Source organism: Pseudomonas sp. E45-MNA-CIBAN-0222 (assembly GCF_040310405.1).
Taxonomy (GTDB): domain Bacteria; phylum Pseudomonadota; class Gammaproteobacteria; order Pseudomonadales; family Pseudomonadaceae; genus Stutzerimonas; species Stutzerimonas stutzeri_AC.
In genome coordinates this window covers 145,894-165,279 of record NZ_JBEOPU010000005.1, presented here as the reverse complement: position 1 = coordinate 165,279, position 19,386 = coordinate 145,894, and the positions used below count along the sequence as shown (strand labels likewise).

Annotated in this window: 21 protein-coding genes and 1 pseudogene; 15 read left to right on the top strand and 7 right to left on the bottom strand. The window is 59.2% G+C overall.

From position 1 onward, the window contains the following. Positions 1-32 precede the first annotated feature (32 nt). Positions 33-431 (bottom strand): PA3611 family quorum-sensing-regulated virulence factor, encoded by a 399-nt coding sequence (locus tag AAEZ08_RS09590; protein ID WP_003285723.1) that lies wholly within the window; start codon positions 429-431, stop codon positions 33-35. Between the two features lie 127 nt (positions 432-558). On the opposite strand from AAEZ08_RS09590, the gene AAEZ08_RS09585 reads away from it, so the two are divergent. Beyond that, positions 559-1,275, top strand: coding sequence for a tRNA-uridine aminocarboxypropyltransferase (locus AAEZ08_RS09585; RefSeq protein ID WP_058065726.1), 717 nt, complete (start codon positions 559-561; stop codon positions 1,273-1,275). 12 nt (positions 1,276-1,287) lie between these two features. Here AAEZ08_RS09585 and AAEZ08_RS09580 read toward each other — a convergent pair whose 3' ends face one another. Then, a complete protein-coding gene (locus AAEZ08_RS09580) occupies positions 1,288-2,199 on the bottom strand; it encodes a DMT family transporter (RefSeq protein WP_500124155.1) in 912 nt (303 codons plus the stop codon). A 246-nt stretch (positions 2,200-2,445) separates the two neighbouring features. On the opposite strand from AAEZ08_RS09580, the gene erdR reads away from it, so the two are divergent. Further along, on the top strand, positions 2,446-3,096 hold the full coding sequence (erdR, locus tag AAEZ08_RS09575; RefSeq protein WP_003285727.1) for a response regulator transcription factor ErdR: 651 nt from the start codon (positions 2,446-2,448) through the stop codon (positions 3,094-3,096). 28 nt (positions 3,097-3,124) lie between these two features. Here erdR and AAEZ08_RS09570 read toward each other — a convergent pair whose 3' ends face one another. Beyond that, positions 3,125-4,051, bottom strand: a complete 927-nt coding sequence (locus AAEZ08_RS09570) for a LysR family transcriptional regulator (RefSeq protein WP_003285728.1) — start codon at positions 4,049-4,051, stop codon at positions 3,125-3,127. A gap of 113 nt (positions 4,052-4,164) precedes the next feature. Between AAEZ08_RS09570 and fpr the strand changes: the two genes are divergently transcribed. Then, entirely contained in the window at positions 4,165-4,941 is a 777-nt protein-coding gene (gene fpr / locus AAEZ08_RS09565) for a ferredoxin-NADP reductase (RefSeq protein WP_058065722.1), read from the top strand. 60 nt (positions 4,942-5,001) lie between these two features. Here fpr and AAEZ08_RS09560 read toward each other — a convergent pair whose 3' ends face one another. Together AAEZ08_RS09560 and AAEZ08_RS09555 are read right to left on the bottom strand one after the other, a co-directional pair. Further along, entirely contained in the window at positions 5,002-5,487 is a 486-nt protein-coding gene (locus AAEZ08_RS09560) for a YchJ family protein (protein WP_102820461.1), read from the bottom strand. Between the two features lies 1 nt (position 5,488). After that, positions 5,489-5,986, bottom strand: a complete 498-nt coding sequence (locus AAEZ08_RS09555) for a DUF6231 family protein (protein WP_500124154.1) — start codon at positions 5,984-5,986, stop codon at positions 5,489-5,491. Between the two features lie 415 nt (positions 5,987-6,401). On the opposite strand from AAEZ08_RS09555, the pseudogene AAEZ08_RS09550 reads away from it, so the two are divergent. Next, a pseudogene (locus AAEZ08_RS09550) lies at positions 6,402-6,755 on the top strand (OmpA family protein); the annotation flags it as partial. A 58-nt stretch (positions 6,756-6,813) separates the two neighbouring features. On the opposite strand, the gene AAEZ08_RS09545 reads toward AAEZ08_RS09550, so the two are convergent. After that, complete coding sequence (locus tag AAEZ08_RS09545; protein ID WP_427702361.1) at positions 6,814-7,278, bottom strand: CopD family protein; 465 nt, start codon at positions 7,276-7,278, stop codon at positions 6,814-6,816. Between the two features lie 86 nt (positions 7,279-7,364). On the opposite strand from AAEZ08_RS09545, the gene dinG reads away from it, so the two are divergent. The 4 genes from dinG (at position 7,365) to pdxH (ending at position 12,376) form a co-directional block, all read left to right on the top strand. Beyond that, positions 7,365-9,509, top strand: a complete 2,145-nt coding sequence (dinG, locus tag AAEZ08_RS09540; protein ID WP_500124153.1) for an ATP-dependent DNA helicase DinG — start codon at positions 7,365-7,367, stop codon at positions 9,507-9,509. Between the two features lie 112 nt (positions 9,510-9,621). Then, positions 9,622-10,770, top strand: a complete 1,149-nt coding sequence (locus tag AAEZ08_RS09535) for a serine hydrolase domain-containing protein (RefSeq protein ID WP_482693547.1) — start codon at positions 9,622-9,624, stop codon at positions 10,768-10,770. Between the two features lie 136 nt (positions 10,771-10,906). Further along, a complete protein-coding gene (locus tag AAEZ08_RS09530) occupies positions 10,907-11,533 on the top strand; it encodes an OmpA family protein (protein ID WP_003285740.1) in 627 nt (208 codons plus the stop codon). Between the two features lie 195 nt (positions 11,534-11,728). After that, positions 11,729-12,376 carry a pyridoxamine 5'-phosphate oxidase gene (pdxH, locus tag AAEZ08_RS09525; protein WP_500124152.1) on the top strand — a complete coding sequence of 216 codons (648 nt, stop codon included), beginning with the start codon at positions 11,729-11,731 and terminating at the stop codon, positions 12,374-12,376. Between the two features lie 203 nt (positions 12,377-12,579). Here the strand turns inward: pdxH and AAEZ08_RS09520 are convergent, their stop codons facing one another. Continuing rightward, positions 12,580-12,816, bottom strand: a complete 237-nt coding sequence (locus tag AAEZ08_RS09520) for a hypothetical protein (protein ID WP_003285743.1) — start codon at positions 12,814-12,816, stop codon at positions 12,580-12,582. 166 nt (positions 12,817-12,982) lie between these two features. Between AAEZ08_RS09520 and AAEZ08_RS09515 the strand changes: the two genes are divergently transcribed. The 7 genes from AAEZ08_RS09515 (at position 12,983) to AAEZ08_RS09485 (ending at position 19,370) form a co-directional block, all read left to right on the top strand. Then, on the top strand, positions 12,983-13,444 hold the full coding sequence (locus AAEZ08_RS09515) for an outer membrane lipoprotein (protein ID WP_058065714.1): 462 nt from the start codon (positions 12,983-12,985) through the stop codon (positions 13,442-13,444). 218 nt (positions 13,445-13,662) lie between these two features. After that, positions 13,663-16,455: a monovalent cation/H+ antiporter subunit A gene (locus AAEZ08_RS09510; protein WP_482693539.1), complete on the top strand. Its 2,793-nt coding sequence runs from the start codon at positions 13,663-13,665 to the stop codon at positions 16,453-16,455. After that, positions 16,455-16,784 carry a Na+/H+ antiporter subunit C gene (locus AAEZ08_RS09505; protein ID WP_003285747.1) on the top strand — a complete coding sequence of 110 codons (330 nt, stop codon included), beginning with the start codon at positions 16,455-16,457 and terminating at the stop codon, positions 16,782-16,784. Before AAEZ08_RS09510 ends, AAEZ08_RS09505 begins: the two co-directional genes overlap by 1 nt. Next, on the top strand, positions 16,781-18,280 hold the full coding sequence (locus AAEZ08_RS09500; RefSeq protein ID WP_427702359.1) for a monovalent cation/H+ antiporter subunit D: 1,500 nt from the start codon (positions 16,781-16,783) through the stop codon (positions 18,278-18,280). The genes AAEZ08_RS09505 and AAEZ08_RS09500 overlap by 4 nt, the downstream gene beginning before the upstream one ends. Further along, entirely contained in the window at positions 18,277-18,777 is a 501-nt protein-coding gene (locus AAEZ08_RS09495; RefSeq protein ID WP_500124151.1) for a Na+/H+ antiporter subunit E, read from the top strand. The genes AAEZ08_RS09500 and AAEZ08_RS09495 overlap by 4 nt, the downstream gene beginning before the upstream one ends. After that, positions 18,762-19,031, top strand: a complete 270-nt coding sequence (locus tag AAEZ08_RS09490) for a K+/H+ antiporter subunit F (RefSeq protein WP_003285751.1) — start codon at positions 18,762-18,764, stop codon at positions 19,029-19,031. The genes AAEZ08_RS09495 and AAEZ08_RS09490 overlap by 16 nt, the downstream gene beginning before the upstream one ends. A 9-nt stretch (positions 19,032-19,040) precedes the next feature. After that, the gene (locus AAEZ08_RS09485; RefSeq protein WP_003285752.1) at positions 19,041-19,370 is read left to right on the top strand and encodes a Na+/H+ antiporter subunit G; all 330 of its coding nucleotides are present in this window, start codon (positions 19,041-19,043) and stop codon (positions 19,368-19,370) included. Positions 19,371-19,386: the final 16 nt, after the last annotated feature.

Below are 19,386 nucleotides of genomic sequence, written 5' to 3'. Positions count from 1 at the left end.
GATAATCGTCCGGCCCCGCCCTGTTTTATGGCTTAAAGACCGCAGTCCGAGGCCTTGTAGCGCTCGCTGGCAATGGGCTTGTTGCTCTGATATTCGCTGAAGTCGTAGCGCAGGACGGCGCCTTGACTCATCAGCTTGCGCAGACCTTCATTGCCGCAAACACTGACCGTAAGTTGGCTGCGTACGTCGCCAGGATTGTCGCGCATCTGTGCGGCATGGCGGGGCTGCACGCTGAGATGGTTGATCAGCTGGTTGTTCTCTACGGTGTAGCCCTGATCAAGGATGTCTTCGTTGATCGCACGGGGAGTGCCGACGCTGCTTTCACGGGCAACCTGATCGAGCAGCTGGCTCAGCTGCTGCTCCTGTAGCGAGGCTGCGTGGGCAAGGGGTAGGGCGAGGCTCAAAGCGAGCAGGGTAGTCAGACGATACATGGCGGTCTCCTTATGGCTGCGCTGTTTCGACCGGCAGGCTGGGGCACGGTTCATTTGCCATGGCTTCGCCGCACTCAGGTACGCGCTGGTAGACTGCCGCGCTTCGTCGTCATCCTCGAGTCGATCCATGCCCCACGCGGTTGCACGTCTGCGCAATGAGCGCCTGGCGAAAAGCCTGAAACCCTTCGTCGCCCGTGGCTCGCGCGCGCCCCGGTGCGTTCGCTGCAGGGTGCCGTTCAGTCACTGCCTTTGCCCATGGCAACCAAAGATCGACAGCGAATGTGGCGTTTGCCTGTTGATGCACGATATCGAACCGCTGAAGCCGAGCAATACAGGGTGGTTGATCGCCGATGTGGTGCCCAACACCTTCGCCTTCACCTGGCAGCGTACTGGCGTCGATCCACGCTTACTGGCGCTGCTGGCCGATCCGCAGTGGCAGCCGCTGGTGATATTTCCTGGCGAATATGCCGCGCCGCAGCGGGTGACCGAGCAAGTCGAGCGACTGCCCGGCAAGCGTCCGCTGTTCATTTTGCTTGATGCGACCTGGACTGAGGCGCGCAAGATGTTTCGCAAAAGCCCCTATCTGGATAGCTTGCCGGTGCTGAGTCTGCAGCCCGAGGCGCTTTCACGTTACCGGCTGCGCCGCTCGACCCGTAGTGATCACCTCTGCACCGCCGAAGTCGCTGCGTTGTGCCTGGAGCTGGCCGGCGACTCGGTTGCAGCGAATGCGCTGGATGCCTGGCTCGATGTATTCACCGAACACTATCTGGGGGCCAAATATCACCGTCAGCCAGATCTGCAAAACTCCGCGCACCTGTTACTGCAGCCACATTCCACGTCCTGATGGAGCGTCGTGTCAGGCCTTGCTTGGGGCATCGGCAACCAGCGGTTCCGGTTTGCGCGGCCACAGTTGCGCGGCCAGCATGCCGATGAACATCAGTACGCAACCCATATAGCCACGTACGGATAAGCTTTCGTCGAGAAACAGTGCGCCCGCGATGGCCGCGAATACGGCTTCCAGCGAAAGAATGATCGCCGCATGGGACGCGATCGCATGCTTCTGCGCAACGACCTGCAGCGTATAACCGACCGCAACCGCGAAGAGCCCGCCATAGATAAGAGCAGGGCCTGCGAGCCAGATGCTTGCGGGATTTATCTCCTCGAAGAACAGCGCAAGCAGCAGGCTGACGACGGCGCAGGTTGCGAACTGCAGAAAGGCCAGGCGAATAGCATCGTGTCGGCTGACGAAGAAGCTCACCAGTAGCACATGCACGCCCCAGACGAATGCGCCGGCCAGTTGAATCCAATCGCCGGACGCCACCGTGAAATTTTCGCCGATGCTTAGCAGCGCCATGCCGGCAACGGCGAGAAAGGCACCGACCCAAGTCCCAAGCCCGGTCTTGTGGCCAATGATCAGCCCCAGCAGCGGTACCACGATCACATAGAGGCCGGTGATGAATCCGGAATTGGTCACGCTGGTAAATAGCAGGCCAACCTGCTGAAGGTTGATCCCCAGAGTCAGCGCGAGCCCCATGCTTAGGCCGCCCAGCAACAGACCGCGCTGCATGAATGGTTCGTGGCGGGCTTTGGTGCGCCCCTGATAGATCACCAGAGGCAGCAGGGCCATAGCACCGAGGGCGAAGCGCAGCCCGGTGAAAAGAAACGGGCCGATATTGTCCATGCCAATGCGCTGAGCGACGAGGGCCGTGCCCCAGATCATTGCGGTGATCAGCATCAGGAAGTCTGCGCGGAGGGCTTGGCTACGCATGTTTCAGCTCATTGAGGAAAAGTCGCAAACTTTGCTACAAAGCGCCGTGCTTGACCACTTATTCATCGGTGGGCATGCTTGCGCCGCTTGATTTGTTGTGGCGGGCGACCGATATTCGGTCTGGCCGGCCGAAATTTCCACATCGGACCATCCTCAGGGCAGTTTCTTGGGGATTTCTGCCGTCATCTTGTCGGCATCGGCTGCTCAAGCCGATGAAAAGCGCCAATAAAAACTACAGGTCTGCCAATGGCTGCTTACGAAATAATCATTGCCGATGATCACCCGCTTTTTCGCAGTGCGCTTCAGCAAGCGCTCACCATGGGGCTTGGGGACAATGTGCGTCTGGTGGAGGCGGCAAGTATCGCCGAGCTGGATAGCTTTCTGAATCAGGGTGCCGATTGGGACCTTGTGCTGCTGGATCTGAACATGCCAGGAGCCTACGGCTTCTCGGGTCTGGTACTGCTAAGGGGGCAGTACCCGCACCTACCGGTGGTAATGATCTCGGCGCAGGAAGACGCAGCGGTCGTCGCGCGGTCGCGTGAGTTCGGCGCCAGCGGTTTCATTCCCAAGTCCAGCTCTCTGGAAACCATTCAGGAAGCGGTGCGTGCGGTGCTCGATGGTGACGTCTGGTGGCCGACCAACATCCAGGACGTAGCTAACGTCAGCGATGAAGCCAAGGCTGCCAGTGCCGGTTTGGCCAGCCTGACGCCGCAACAATTTCGCGTATTGACAATGGTGTGTGACGGGCTGTTGAACAAGCAGATCGCCTACGAGCTCAGCGTGTCGGAGGCGACCATCAAGGCACACGTGACAGCCATCTTTCGCAAGTTGGGTGTGCGCACGCGAACCCAGGCTGCGTTGCTGCTGCAGCAGATGGGATCCATTCCGACCAGTTGAATTCAGGCCGCGTCGTGAGGTGCGGCTTTCAGGCGATTGGCGGCAGCTGAATCTCATCGCTGCGGCGCACGCCTGAGGTCAGCGCCCGGCATTGCTCGACAAACTCGAGCATGGCGGCGGTCTGATACTTGTGTGAGTGCCAGATGAAGTAGAACTGGCGGCGCAGATCCAGTTCCGGTGTTGCTACCGGCACCAGGCTACCGCGGCGAAATGCATCGCGCAGGGCCAAGCGGGAAATGCAGCCAATCCCAAGTCCTGATTCCACCGCGCGCTTGATGGCTTCGGTGTGTTCCAGTTCCAGTCGCACATTCAGCTTGCCTGGCCTATGCCGTACGGCCTGTTCGAATGTCATGCGCGTACCGGAGCCCTGCTCACGAAGAATCCACGCCTCGTTGGCCAGCTCCTCCAGATCCACCATTCCGCGCCCGGCGAGCGGATGCTGCGGCGCGCAGAACACTACTAGCTCGTCCTCGATCCATGGCTGGACTTCCAGGTCAGGATGTTGGCAATCACCCTCGATCAAACCCAAATCAAGTTCGTGCTGTGCGATTTGATGCACGATATGCGCAGTGTTTTGTACGTGCAGCTTCACCCGGCACTCCGGGTGGCGCTGCATGAAGCTGCCGATCAGCAGGGTGGCGAGGTAGTTGCCTATCGTCAGCGTTGCGCCCACCGCCAGCGAACCAAAGCCGCTTTTGCCGTTGAGCAGGTCCTCTATAGCCCTCGCTTGATCAAGCAGGGCGACGGCTTGTGGCAGCAGTTGCTGCCCGAGTGAGTTCAGGCTGAGCCGTTTGCCCGCTCGGTCGAAGAGCTGGCATCCAGACTGGCGCTCCAGTTCAGCGAGCGACGTGCTTGTAGCCGATTGCGACAGCGATAGGCTTTCGGCGGCGCGAGACACGCTTTCTTGGCGCGCGACGGCGGCGAATACTTCGATCTGGCGGAGAGTGAAATGCATATCTATATAACCGATAACCTATATCTTTATTATCCAGTTAACGAATAAAGCAGCTATCGCTAGACTGCCGAAACGAAACGACATCCGTCGCGAAATCATGAGGAATTCGTAGCATGAGCAACCTGAACGTAGAGCGCGTTCTCAGTGTGCACCATTGGAACGACACGCTGTTCAGCTTCAAGACCACCCGCAATGCTGGGCTGCGATTCGAGAATGGTCAGTTCGTCATGATAGGTCTGGAGGTCGAGGGCCGTCCGCTCATGCGCGCCTACAGCATCGCCAGCCCGAACTACGAAGAGTACCTGGAATTCTTCAGCATCAAAGTGCAGAACGGCCCGCTGACATCTCGGTTGCAGCACCTGCAGGAAGGCGATCAGATCATGGTCAGCCGTAAGCCTACTGGAACACTGGTGCTCGACGATCTCTTGCCGGGCAAGCATCTCTATCTGTTGAGCACCGGGACTGGTCTGGCGCCGTTCATGAGTGTCATTCAGGACCCCGAAACGTACGAGCGTTTTGAGAAGATCGTACTGGTGCATGGTGTTCGTTACGTCAACGAGGTCGCCTATCGGGAGTTCATCACCGAACATCTCCCTCAGAACGAGTTTTTCGGCGAGGCCGTGAAGGAAAAGTTGGTTTACTACCCGACAGTGACCCGCGAGCCATTCGAGAATCAGGGGCGTCTGACTGAGCTGATGCGCAGCGGCAAGCTGTTTCGCGACATCGGTCTGCCGCCACTCAATCCTCAGGATGACCGCGCAATGATTTGTGGCAGTCCGAGCATGCTGGATGAAACGAGCCAGGTGCTGGACAGCTTTGGTCTCAGTGTTTCACCTCGCATGGGTGACCCGGGGCATTACCTGATCGAGCGTGCTTTCGTCGAGAAGTAGCATCGCGGATGGCGCTGCCGCGGTTCCCGCCGCGGCTATCTCAGTGCAGCGTCGCGCGCGTCAGACGTACGCAGCGCAGCATTTCTTGAATTTCGAACCGCTTCCGCATGGGCAGGGATCGTTACGTCCGGCTTTGAGCGGTACTGTCGGGTCGATGAAATACCAACGGCCCTCACATTGAACGAAGGCGGAGCGCTCCTGGTGTGCGTGCTCGCCTGTCTGGTCGTGCCAACGGGCGGTGAACGTCACCAGAGCATGTTCAGGCTTGCCGCCAAGTACCGCGCTTTCGTTCACTTCCAGTCCTAGCCAGGTGCTTTCCAGGCTCCAGCGACGCATCCCTTCCACGTCCAGTGCCGCCTGTTGCGATGGCAGTGTGGTTGCCTGCAGATAATCGACTAGACCCAGGACATACGCGCAGTAGCGCGAGCGCATCAGCAGCTCGGCGCTGGGAGCGGGCGTGCCCGCATGATACCGACCGCAGCATTGACCGAGCGCATTGCCACTGCCGCAGGGGCAATTGAGGTCGAGTGGTTGTTGTTCGCTCATGTCACCACCAGTACTTGCCAAACATTTCGGGGTTCGCCCAGAACCTGGCATTCAGCCAGTCCGGAACCTGCTTGTATTGGAGCAGGTCGTAAGTGAAGAGCGTCAAGGTCTGTCCGTCGCGCTGAAAGCGCTCGCTGACTTGCAACGCCAAGGCGTAAAAGTCGGTGGTCTTCCATCCGCTTGCGTCGAGATCTACGAGTACCGCCATGCGGCTGGCATTCAGATTTCGAACGCTGCCAAGCAGTTCCAGGCCGTTGCGTTTGGGTAGGTGCTCGAGGCAGTCAACGAACAGGGCTAAATCGTAGCGCTGCAAAGCTAGCTTTTCCGGCAGCGGCGCTGTTTCTGCGCGATCGAGCTGATACTCCGGATGAGTTTCGGCGTATGCAGCCAGAGCAGGTTGGTCACTGCGCCCCACGTGCAGAATGTGGCGCGGGGCATAGTGATCAAGCATCGCCGCTAGCGCTTGCTGTGGCGTGTGCGGTACAGGGTTTTCAGTCAATCGAGAATCCTCGTTTCAAAGGGGAAGACTAGCGCGGTGCCGTTTGTCGGCCTAGTCTGAGAGTAACCGGAGCGGTCCCGATTCCCATGCGTGGCGCTTTGGCTGAATTTCACACTGGAGGTTTTGATCGATGAGTACCTTACGGACAGCAGTACCCGTTATTGTCATGACCACGTTCCTGGCAGGTTGTGCAGGCGTGCAGAAGCAGGACTGGCCGACATGTGCGGCGGTGGGCGGCGTCACTGGTGCCGCGCTTGGCGCCATCGAAAGCAGCTCCTATGCTGGCTGGGGCGCGCTGATTGGCGGTGGTGTGGCTGCCGCTTATTGTTGGGCCAATGGGACGGAGGAGGAAACCGTTGCGATGGTTGAGACCGTCGAGCCTATGCCTCAGTCTCAATCGGAACCCGAGCCTGCTGCTGAGCCGGTACGCGTCGAGCTGGATGTTAAATTCGACTTTGACCGCGACGTAGTCAAGCAGGACAGCTACGGTGACATCCAGAACCTGGCTGACTTCATGAAGGAATACGGCCAAACCACCACAGTGCTCGAAGGTCACACTGACTCGGTGGGCACCGATGCTTATAACCAGCGTCTATCCGAGCGTCGCGCTAACGCAGTCCGCAATGTGCTGGTCGACCAGTACGGTGTCGAGGGCGGTCGTGTGAATGCGGTTGGCTATGGCGAGTCGCGTCCGGTGGCCGATAACGCCACAGAAGAAGGCCGCGCTATCAACCGTCGTGTAGAGGCTGAAGTCGAAGCTCGCCCCTGAGCAACGGCAGGTAGCACTCCAGCCGGGCCTTGTGCCCGGCTGTTTCATTCCTTCGCAGTCAGAATATTGGCCGAGCGCTCGCCAGCGCGATCACCGCCAGGCCCAGTATCAGGTTGATTCCCACTAAGCGGCGGATTTGCCCTAGCACTGCACCGCCATCCGGCCATTGCTCGGCTGCGATTGCGCGCTTGAGCGCGGGCAGTTGCAGCAGCTGAATGCGCAGGAATAGCGCAAGCATCACCAAATACAGGCCAGTCATGATGTGGACGTAGCGAGGTGCGCTTTCCAGCGGGCCGAACCTCATATGCCACATGCCGATCCCGCTCAGTGGCAGCACCAATACTGCGACCCAGACCCAGACGAAAAAGCGGCCGAACACATCTGCCCAGAGCTTCAGACGCTCCGGTGGTGGCAGTACCGCTACCGCGGCTGGGCGTAACACCATCCAGGCGAAGAACATACCCCCCACCCATACTGTCGCGGCGAGTACGTGCAGCGCGTAAAGCAAGGCGAATGGCGTCATGGGCAAATCTCCGGTGGCGGTTGAGCGAACGCGCGCTATCATAGCCGCCCCATTGAAATACTGAAAATATATACAGCTCCGCGCCCATGCTTAGCACCGAACTCAAGTCCCAGATTCAGGGCGCCTACACTCGTTTTCTCGAAGCCAAGGGGCTCAAGGCTCGTTATGGCCAGCGCCTGATGATTGCCGAGGTGGCGAAGGTGTTGGGCACTATCAAGACCGACGATGAAGGGCGCCGCGATAGTGAGCCAGCCGTGGTTGCGGTCGAGGCCGGAACAGGGACCGGCAAGACCGTTGCCTATAGCCTTGCCGCAATACCTACGGCCAAGGCTGCCGACAAGCGGCTGGTCATCGCCACGGCGACCGTCGCCTTGCAGGAGCAGATCGTCTACAAGGACTTGCCGGACCTGATGCGCAACAGTGGGCTGAACTTCAGTTTCGCCCTGGCCAAAGGGCGCGGGCGTTACCTGTGTTTGTCCAAGCTGGACCTGTTGTTGCAGGAAGGCCAGGCGCAAAGCGCCACCGCACAGTTGTTCGAGGAAGAAGGTTTTCGCATCGAGGTCGATGAACGCAGCCAGAAGCTGTTCACCAGCATGATCGAGAAGTTGGCTGGTAATCGCTGGGATGGTGATCGCGACAGCTGGCCAGAGGAATTGGGAGACACCGACTGGTCCCAGCTGACCACCGATCATAGTCAGTGCACCGGCCGGCACTGCCCCAATTTTCAGCAGTGCGCATTCTATAAGGCGCGTGAGGGCATGACCAAGGTCGACGTTATCGTCACCAACCATGACATGGTGCTGGCCGACCTTGCGCTCGGCGGGGGAGCCGTACTGCCCGATCCGCGTGACACGATTTACGTTTTCGACGAAGGCCATCATCTGCCGGACAAGGCCATCGGGCATTTCGCGCATTTCACGCGGCTGCGTTCCACGGCGGACTGGCTCGGGCAGGTCGAAAAGAACCTGACCAAGCTGCTTGCCCAGCACCCATTACCTGGCGAGCTCGGCCGCCTGGTCGAAGGCATTCCCGAGCTCGCACGCGATCTGCGTACCCAGCAGCAATTCATGTTCAGCGCTTGCGAGCAGTTGGCTGACTTCAAAGCAGGCGAAGACATGGAGGGTCGTGAGCGGCCGCGCCATCGCTTCGTGGGCGGTGTGGTGCCCGAGCACCTGATCGAGTTGGGCACCGAGCTGAAGAGGGGCTTTTCCAAGCTGACCGACCTGTTCAGCCGTATCGCCGAGCTGCTCAAGGAAGCGATGGATGGGGAAACTGGCGGCGGGATCGCCAGCCATCAGGCTGAAGAGTGGTACCCACTGTTTGGTAATCTGCTGACTCGCTCGCAGGGCAACTGGGACTTGTGGACCGCGTTTACTGTTGAGGATCCGGAAGACAGTCCACCAATGGCACGTTGGCTGACGTTGGCAGAGGGTGGCGCGCTGTTCGATATCGAGGTCAATGCCAGCCCTATCCTTGCGGCGGAAACACTGCGGCGCAACCTTTGGAACGTTGCTTTCGGGGCGCTGGTAACCTCGGCGACGCTTACTGCACTGAACAGCTTCGACCGTTACCGGATGCGCGCCGGCTTGCCCAAGGCTGCGGTCACCGCCGTGGTACCGAGCCCGTTTCACCATGCTGATGCCGGTGTGCTCAGGGTTCCGGATTTGAAGGCTGATCCGCGCGATGCCGCCGCACATACGGCGGCCATCATCCGGGAGTTGCCGGCCCTGGTCGAGGGTTCGCGGGGAACGCTGGTGTTGTTTTCATCACGCAAACAGATGCAGGACGTATTCGACGGACTCGAGCGTGACTGGCGGCGCAGAGTGCTCATTCAGGGCAATCTCTCCAAGCAGGAAACCCTGAACAAGCACAAGGCGAGGGTTGATGATGGTGAGTCCAGCGTACTGTTCGGGTTGGCCAGCTTCGCCGAGGGCGTCGACCTGCCGGGTGCGTACTGCGAGCATGTGGTGATCGCCAAGATTCCATTTGCCGTTCCCGACGATCCGGTCGAAGCTGCGTTGGCGGAATGGATCGAGGCACGCGGCGGCAACCCTTTCATGGAAATCTCTGTCCCAGATGCTTCGCTTCGGTTGGTGCAGGCTTGCGGACGGTTGCTGCGCACCGAAGAAGATCGAGGCACCATCACATTGCTTGATCGTCGGGTAGTGACCCAGCGCTATGGCAAGGCGATTCTTAACGCGCTACCGCCGTTTCGGCGTGAGATCGGTTGATTGGGCTTGGCATCATCGTGTGCTATCAGCATTCATCACCGCATCGCGGAACAGTGTTTTTGGCTGGCGCCGATTGCGAGAATGGCCAGCATTGGATTCGAGAGGTAACAGCGTGCAGATTCAGGGGTATTTCGATCTTCGCTTCGAGGCCGTCCGCGACGCGTTCAGTACGCTGTTCGATGGAACTCAACAGCGCGGTGCGGCACTGTGCGTGCAAATCGGCGGCGAGACCGTAGTCGATCTCTGGGCGGGAGTTGCGGACAATCAAGGCGAACAGGTGTGGCAAAGCGACACGTTGGTCAATCTGTTCTCCTGTACCAAGACGTTTACCGCGGTAGCGGCACTTCAACTGATTCAGCAAGGGTTGTTGGAGCTGGACGAGCCCATTGCACGGATATGGCCGGAGTTTGCTGTCAATGGCAAAGGGGCAATCACCCTGCGACATTTGCTCTGCCATCGCGCCGGGTTGCCCGCGATACGTCAGCCATTGGATGCGGAGGCGCTGTATGACTGGGCGAGCATGACCGCTGCGCTCGCGGCCGAGCAGCCCTGGTGGGAGCCTGGGACAGATCAAGGCTATGCCGCGATGACCTACGGCTGGTTGGTCGGGGAGCTACTGCGGCGCCTCGATGGCTGCGGCCCTGGAGAGTCGATCGTGCGGCGCACGGCAGCGCCGCTCGGGCTCGACTTTCATATCGGTCTGGACGATAGCGAGGCCCACCGCGTCGCATATCTCACTCGGACCAAGAATGACTTTGGTGATGCAGCGGCGCAGCGTCTGTTCAAAGCGCTGATGAGCGAGCCGGACTCCGTCAGTGCCAGGGCATTCAACAATCCGCCGTCCATAATGAGCAGCGGCAATAAGCCCGAATGGCGGCGCATGGCGCAGCCGGCTGCCAACGGCCATGGCAATGCCCGCTCACTGGCGGGTTTCTATACCGGCCTGTTGCAAGGCAAGCTGCTAGATCAGGCGCTGATGGGCGAAATGACGCGTGAGCAAAGTGTTGGTGAGGATCGTACGTTGTTGGCCTCCACTCGTTTCGGATTGGGATGCTGGCTGGATCAACCGGGCGTGACCAACGCCACCTTTGGTATGGGCGCACGGGCGTTCGGCCATCCCGGTGCAGGTGGGAGCATCGGTTTTGCTGATCCGGATCGAGAGCTGGCATTCGGTTTCGTGACCAATACCCTGGGTCCCTACGTGTTGATGGATCCGCGCGCTCAGACATTGGCCAGTTGCGTCGCAGGATGTCTGCGTTGAACCACTCGTCACTTCTGGCCCGACAGGCTTTTCAAAAGAAAGACTTGCGTCCACAATTTCAACTCGAACTCAATAGTGGCCTCACCTCGATTGGTCGCCCCCTCCTAGAACGCTTCTGGTTGACGGAACCCTGCTCATGAACCTGCTGAAGAGCGCCTCCCTGATTCTCTGCATGATTGTCGTTGCCGGCTGTAGCTCGAAGAGCGAAAAACCGAGCGAGGCCGCGGCCCCTGCTGCGGTGAAGGTGGATTACGCTTGGCTCGATGAGTACGAGCCCCAACTGCGGGACGCACTCGTGGGCAGTCGTTTCGAGGTGGAGCGGCGCGACAGTGTGCTTATCGTGACGGCCCCGGTAGATTCTTCTTTCAACCCGGATCGTCCTGGCATGTTGCTGCCAGTGACCTTGGGGCCGATCACCCGAGTGGCGAAGTTGGTTGAAAAGGACGACAAAACTGCAGTGGTGGTGCTCGGGCATGCCGACAGTACGGGTTCTGATGACATCAATCGCACCATCAGCCGCGAGCGTGCCGGCGCGGTTGCAGCTATTTTCCGTCTGAGCGGTCTCAAGCATGACCGTCTGCGCATTCGTGGTCTGGGTTCTGACATGCCGCGTGCAGCCAATGACAGCAAGGAAGGTCGGGCGCTCAATCGCCGTGTCGAAATGGTCCTTGCACCTCAGACGACGATGTTGGCGCTGATCGCCCAGTATGAGCAGCCTGCGCCCCGCGCAACTCAGGTGGCGCAAGCCGAAGTCGCGAAGTAGTTCTGCCAAGCGCCATAGAGACAGGCCCGCATGCGGGCCTGTTTTCGTTGAGCATGGTTGCCTTGAATCAAGCGTAATGTGCGTTAACGCAGATACGCTTTGCCTCCGCAGGCCTGCTAGGTCCGCAGCTCGTCGCCCGGCTACGAACTGCCTGGTACGCTGAAGCCTGCTTATTTCATGACGAGGAGCCACGCGATGATCCAGACCCTGGCCGATATGCGCCGTGATTACACCCGTGATGGCCTCAGTGAGGCCAATGCGCCTGCTGAGCCGTTCGGTCTGTTCCATCAATGGTTCACTGAGGCAACGAAAACAGAACAGGCACCCGTAGAGCCCAATGCGATGTCCCTGGCGACGGTTGACGCTGAGGGTCGTCCCCATTGTCGGATCCTTCTGCTCAAAGCGCTGGATGAGCGTGGCTTTACCTTTTTCACCAATTACGACAGTGCCAAGGGTGAGCAACTTGAAGTGACACCCTACGCGGCCATGACATTTTTCTGGCCTACCCTTGAGCGGCAAGTGCGCATCGAGGGGCGTGTGGAGAGGGTTACTGAGGATGAATCGGATGCCTATTTTCAGGTGCGCCCGTTGGGGAGCCGGCTTGGCGCCTGGGCATCGCCACAAAGCCAGGTGATCCGCGATAGGGCAGAGTTGGAGCGTTTACTTGCGGAAACCGAGCAACGCTTCCTCGATAAGGCCCCTCATTGTCCATCGCACTGGGGAGGCTATCGCCTGCTTCCGGAGCGGATCGAGTTCTGGCAGGGTCGAGCAAGCCGTCTGCATGATCGGCTCGATTATCGCCTGGTCGCAAACAGCTGGCAGCGAGAGCGGCTGGCACCCTGAATCAGTCCATCTGTGGCCGGGGCTGGCGCGCCTCGTTTGAGGTATCGTCCCCCGGCGCCCCAGTGTCGCTAATGCGGCCGATGTAACTCGGCAATCTCCTGTAACCACCAGCCGGGAACAGCGGCGCGGAAAATGTCCGTTTGAGTGGTCCGATGTCCAGGGCCAGCTAGGATTTTCAGTCCACCCCATCGCGGATCTTCCTATCAAGCGCCCGGGTAGCGCTGAGCCTGTTGTTCCAGCCAGTCCTGCAGGTCTCGGCGCTTTATTCTCTGCGTTTTCGCTTCAGTGAGACGTTGTAACATCCAGCTGCGCCTATCTGGGTCGCTGCCGGCAATGGACAAAGCCAGATCCCGATCGCCCCAGCGGCGGATGCGGATGATCAGCCAGGCGTGAAAAGCAAGACCTGCCACTGTGGTGACGACTATGATGAAGTAATCCATGGTTAGCCTCGCTAGAAGGAACCCGGGACGCCAGGTTCGACTCGCATATGTATGCTTCGGAGATGGTAAATGCTGAGTCAGGACAGCGAAGTTGCCAAGCGCTATTTCGTCGCGAGGGGCCAGCACCATCCACCGGAATGAAACAGTTGTCTCCAGGAGAATTCCAATGCGTAAGTCCATATTTGTCGCATCATTTACTGCCTTGGCGCTGACCATGGGCGGCTGCGCCTCGAGTCTGACTGGAGATACCTACTCCAGAGATGAAGCGCGCGCCGTTCAGACCGTGCGTTACGGCACCATCGAGTCACTTCGCCCCGTTAAGATCGAGGGAACCAAGACCCCGATCGGGACCGGGGCAGGTGCGGTCGTTGGTGGTGTGGCCGGCAGTGGTGTCGGCGGAGGACGCGGCAGTGCGGTTGCCGCAGTTATCGGTGCAGTAGCCGGTGGTATGCTGGGTGCAGCGGCCGAGGAGGGGATTACCCGCACTCAGGGCGTCGAAATCACGGTGCGTGAGGATGATGGGAACATGCGCGCTTATGTGCAGGCGGTCGAGCCTAACCAAGTCTTCCGGGTCGGGCAGAGGGTTCGTATCATGACGGTTAGTGGCACCAGTCGCGTGGCGCCTTGATCATCGCCCCAGCTATCGCGCACTGAAGTCAAGGCGCTGCTATCCGTTCCTAAAGGGAGCGGAGGCAGCGCCTTTTTTGTTTTTGAAATACATGAATTCATGACGCCGGCATCATCCATATGGATAATCGGGCCGCACATTTTTGTGCTGTTTCAGGCAGTTGCTGTGCCTGCAAGGATAAGAATGCCTCCGAACAGGTGGCTTAAGGGGTCTCGTTCATGGCGCTCGCGCTGATCATCGCTTTGCCATTTCTGGGCATATTCCTGCCTTTGTTGCTCGAGCGCTTCGGTCGTTCGGCCTGCGCATTTGGCGCCGGTGTGGCGCCACTGACGGCGCTGGTACTGCTGCTCTCCAAGCGAGCCGAAGTGTTCGCCGGCGAGACAGAGATCATTCATTACAGTTGGTTGCCGGAACTGGGGCTGAATATCAGCCTGCGGCTCGATGGATTGGGTTTCCTGTTCGCTCTGTTGATACTCGGTATTGGCCTGTTGGTCATTCTCTACGCGCGCTATTACCTGTCGAAGAAAGACCCGATGGGGCGCTTCTTCGGTTTTTTCCTGTTGTTCATGGGCGCCATGCTCGGCGTAGTGCTATCCGAAAACCTGCTGCTCATGCTCATGTTCTGGGAGCTGACGAGTCTGTCGTCGTTCCTGCTAATCGGTTATTGGAATCACCGAGCCGATGCCCGCCAAGGTGCGCGCATGGCGCTGGCCATTACCGGTGGCGGCGGTCTGGCGCTGCTCGCCGGAATCTTGCTGATCGGGCATATCGTCGGCAGCTTCGAACTCACTACGGTGCTTGCGTCAGGCGATCTGATTCGTGCAAACGCCCTATACCCGTTGACCCTGATTCTCGTGCTGCTTGGCGTGTTCACCAAGTCTGCGCAGTTTCCGTTCCACTTCTGGTTGCCACAAGCGATGGCTGCGCCGACGCCTGTGTCGGCTTTCCTGCATTCGGCAACGATGGTCAAGGCCGGGGTATTCCTACTCGCCCGTCTTTATCCGGCGTTGGCGGATTCGGAGTGGTGGTTCTATCTGGTCAGCATCACTGGCTTGACCACGTTGCTGCTGGGCGCCGTGATGGCGTTGTTCCAACACGACCTCAAGGGTCTGCTTGCCTATTCAACGATCAGTCACCTGGGTTTGATCACCCTGCTGTTCGGGCTGGACTCGCGTCTGGCGGCCGTGGCGGCAATCTTCCACATCATCAATCACGCGACCTTCAAAGCCTCGCTATTTATGGCCGCCGGGATCATCGACCACGAGACCGGCACCCGCGATATGCGACGGATAAATGGCATGTGGAAGTACATGCCGCACACCGCGGCGCTGGCCATGGTGGCGTCCTTGGCAATGGCTGGTGTGCCCCTGCTCAACGGTTTCCTGAGCAAGGAGATGTTCTTCGCCGAGACGCTCGACCAGCATCTGCTTGGCAGTTTCTACTGGACGATTCCCGCAGCGGCGACGCTGGCCGGCGCGTTTTCGGTGGCTTATTCGCTCCGCTTCGTCCATGACGTGTTCTTCAACGGCGAACCGATCGATCTACCGAAGTACCCACCGCACGAGCCGGCGCGCTACATGAAGATCCCGGTGGAGATCCTCGTGTTGCTGTGCCTGCTTGTGGGCATGCTGCCAGCGCTTACCGTAGGCCCGTTGCTTGCTGCGGCGGTATCAGGAACGCTGAATGGCAACGTGCCTGAGTACAGTCTGGCCATCTGGCATGGGTTCAATCTGCCATTGGCCATGAGTTTGGTCGCGCTGGTCGGTGGCATCCTGATTTACTCGATGCGCAAATGGGCGTTCCGCTGGTACGAGGGCTTGCCTTCGGTCGACTCGCTGGAGGTATTCGAGCGGATCATGGGTGGCCTTACCCTTGGCGCGCGGTTCATTACCGGCCTGCTGGAGAACGGCTCGCTGCAACGCTACATCGCGTTGATGCTCATCAGCACGCTAGTGCTGGTGGTCTTTGCGCTGACGCCGCTGGAAACGCTGCACGGCCCGGTTGCGTTGACGCCGCTGGATGGCATCACTGTTGCTGGTATGGTGATTCTCGCGCTCACGTCGCTGCTTACCGTGCTGTTCCATCGTCGGCGTCTGGTGGCGCTCATCGTGCTTAGCGTAGTCGGGCTAATGGTCGCACTGGCATTTGCTCGCTATTCGGCTCCTGATCTCGCGCTGACACAGCTATCGGTAGAGGTCGTGACGATCATTCTGCTGATCCTTGCGCTGTTCTTCATGCCGGACCGAACGCCGGCCGAGTCGAGTAGTTTGCGGGGGTTCCGCGATTTCCTGCTCGCAGGAGGGTGCGGCACCATGGTTGCTCTGCTCGCCTATACGGTACTTACTCGCCCGTATGACAGCATTGCAACGTACTTCCTTGAGAACAGTGTCTCCGGCGGTGGTGGCACTAACGTCGTGAACGTGATCCTGGTGGACTTCCGCGGCTTCGACACTCTGGGTGAAATCGCGGTGCTGGCCATTGCTGGCGTAGGCATCTACGGCCTGCTCAACGGCCTGCGACTGCCTCACCCGATTCGCGACCCTGGTGGCCGGCTCTGGTCCGTAGACAAGCATCCGATGGTGTTGGATGCGCTAGCGCGCGCATTGCTGCCGATGGCGTTGCTGATATCTGCATTCATTTTCCTTCGTGGGCACAACCTGCCAGGCGGTGGCTTCATCGCTGGCCTCATTACCGCCGTTGCGCTGATTCTGCAATACATCGCTCACGGCGTTAGCTGGGCACAGGCGCGGCAGCCTCTCAGCTATCACTCATTGTGCGGTGCCGGCCTGCTTATTGCGGGCGCGACCGGGCTGGGTAGTTTGCTGTTCGGTCACTCGTTCCTGACGTCCGCATTCGACCATTTCCATTTGCCGCTCATTGGTGAGTTCGAGTTGGCCACTGCAATGCTGTTCGATCTGGGGGTTTATCTGGTGGTGGTAGGGGCGACATTGCTGATCCTTTCCAATATAGGCCAGGTCCGGCAGGACGATTCCAACATGGAGGTGCTGTAATGGAGGCGGTGTTTGCAATTACGCTCGGGATCATGACGGCGAGCGGCGTCTATCTACTGTTGCGCGCTCGGATTTTTCCGGTGGTGATGGGCCTCACGCTGATCTCCTATGCGGTCAACTTGTTTATCTTTTCCATGGGACGACTGGCTACGGGTGCGCCGGCGGTAATTGGCAAGAGTGCCGAGTATGGAGATCCGCTGCCCCAAGCTCTGGTGCTGACCGCGATTGTCATCGGCTTCGCCATGACGGCGTTTGTGGTGGTATTGGCGCTGCGCAGCATTGGTGAGTTGCGCACCGACCATGTCGATGGGCAGGAGCCGCGCGAATGAACCATGCGTTGATCCTCCCACTTTTGGTGCCCTTGTTCGTGGGTGCGCTGTTGTTGCTTGGGCACCGTATGGGCAAACCCACCAAGCGCATACTTTCGTTAGCGGCTACCTGGGCACTGGTTCCTATTGCGATCTGGCTATTGCTGCTCGCCAATGATGGCCAGCTGCGTATCTATGCTTTGGGCAGTTGGCAGCCACCTTTCGGCATTATCCTCATGCTCGATCGGTTGAGTGCACTGATGCTCCTAGTGACGGCCGTCCTGGCAGGTTTCGCGGCGCTGTACGCCTGTCGAGGCGATGACGAGCGTGGCCCTAACTTCCACGCGCTGTATCAGTTTCAGTTGCTTGGCATCAACGGCGCTTTTCTTACCGGCGATCTGTTCAACCTGTTCGTTTTCTTCGAGATCCTGCTGATCTCCTCATACGCCCTGCTGCTGCATGGACATGGGCAGAGAAGGGTGCGTTCGGGTATGCACTACGTCGTGTTGAACCTGCTCGGCTCATCGTTATTCCTGATCGGTGTCAGCATGCTCTACGGCCTATTGGGCACGTTGAACATTGCTGATATGGCTGCTCGGGTGAGTGCTGCCGACCCGGCTGACGCGCCGCTGCTCGCTGCCGCTGGTTACCTGCTGCTGGTTGTCTTCGCTCTTAAGGGGGCGATTCTGCCACTCTACTTCTGGCTGCCCCGGGCCTACGCATCGGCCACGGCACCGGTTGCCGCGCTGTTCGCCATCATGACCAAGGTCGGGCTATATGCAATCGTCCGGGTATTTACGCTGGTATTTGGCAGTGAAGCGGGAGAGCTAAGCAACATGGTCGAGTTCTGGCTCTGGCCACTGGCTTTGCTGACCCTGGGCGCCGCTGTGCTGGGTGCGCTGGCTGCGCGTAACCTGCAGGTGCTGCTGGCCTATCTGGTCGTGGTATCAGTGGGTACGCTGCTGGCTGGCATAGCGCTAGGCACCGAAGTAGGACTTGCCGCGGCGCTGTATTACCTAGTGCATAGCACGTTGGTTGCGGGGGGGCTTTTCCTGCTGGCAGATCTGATTGCTCGTCAGCGTGGCGATCTCGGTACCGACCTGATTTCCGCACCCGCGTTGCGGCAGCCGCTGCTGCTCGGAACGCTGTTCTTTGTTGGGGCAATTTCAGTTGCCGGCTTACCCCCGTTCTCCGGTTTTCTCGGCAAGGTAATGCTGTTGCGTGCCATCGAGCTGGGTCCTGAGGCGATAGCGCTGTGGGCTGTAGTATTAGTAGGTGGATTAGGCATGCTGATTGCGCTGAGCCGCGCTGGCAGCCTGGTGTTCTGGCGTTCCGCTTCGGAAGCGACAGGGCAGACAGCCGACCCGATTCGTGTCCTCGCGACGGTCGGCCTGCTGCTCGGGAGTGTCGTGCTGGTGGCTGCCGCCGGTCCTTTGCAGGCATTCATGCAGGCTACTGCTGCGCAGTTGCTGGATATCGCACCCTATCTGCAGATTATTCACGGAGGTGCGGCATGAGGGCGCGTTGGTTACCGAGTCCTGCGCTGACAGTGTTCCTGGCGCTGCTTTGGCTGTTGCTTCATAACACGCTCAGTTTCGGACAGGTTCTGCTCGGGCTTTTCCTTGGCTGGGGCATTCCGCTTCTTGTTCGCGGCTTCCTCATCGAGGTACCGCGCATACGTAAGCCGCTTAAGCTCTGCCTGTTCACGCTCAAAGTGATCTATGACATCGTCGTGGCCAATATGCAGGTCGCCAAGCTGGTGCTTGGGCCTAAGAAGAGCCTGCGGCCAGCATTCATCGAGGTGCCCATGGCGATCGAGAACGAGTTCGCCCTGGCGACTCTCACAAGCATCATCTCGCTGACGCCTGGCACGGTGTCAGCCTGCCTGAGTCAGGATCGCCGAATGCTGATGGTGCATGCGCTGGATGCGCCAGATGTTGATGCGCTGATCGCTGACGTCAAACGTAATTATGAAGCGCCGCTGTTGGAGATCTTCGAATGCTCGCCTACGTGATTCCGCTCTGCATGGCCGTGCTCGGGGTGGCGGCTGTGTTGAACGTCGTGCGCCTGGTCCAGGGGCCGGACATGCCTGATCGAGTGCTCGCGCTCGATACGCTGTACATCAATGCGCTCGCCCTCATCGTGTTGTTCGGCATATGGCTCGCCTCGGATTTGTTTTTCGAGGCTGCATTGCTGATTGCCGTTATGGGCTTCGTCAGTACCGTGGCAGTGGGCAAGCACCTTCTGCATGGTGACATCATCGATTGAGGGGCTAACATGCCATTTTGGATTGAAGTGCTTGTAAGCGTGTTCCTGATCATCGGTAGTCTGTTCGCCCTGATTGGAGCGATCGGACTCTACCGGCTGCCGGATTTCTACACGCGTCTGCACGGCCCGACCAAGGCGACGACGCTCGGTGTAGGCGGCATCGTCATTGCTTCGATGATCTTCTTCAGTACCCGAAACGGCGGTCTGAGCCTGCACGAGCTGCTGATCACGCTATTCCTCTTCCTCACGGCGCCGGTCAGTGCGCACATACTCGCCAAGGCCGCCATGCAACAAAAGCTGCCAGCTGTCGAGCAGACCCAGGGCAAGCCCTGGGATTGAGCCCCTGCCCGCTGCG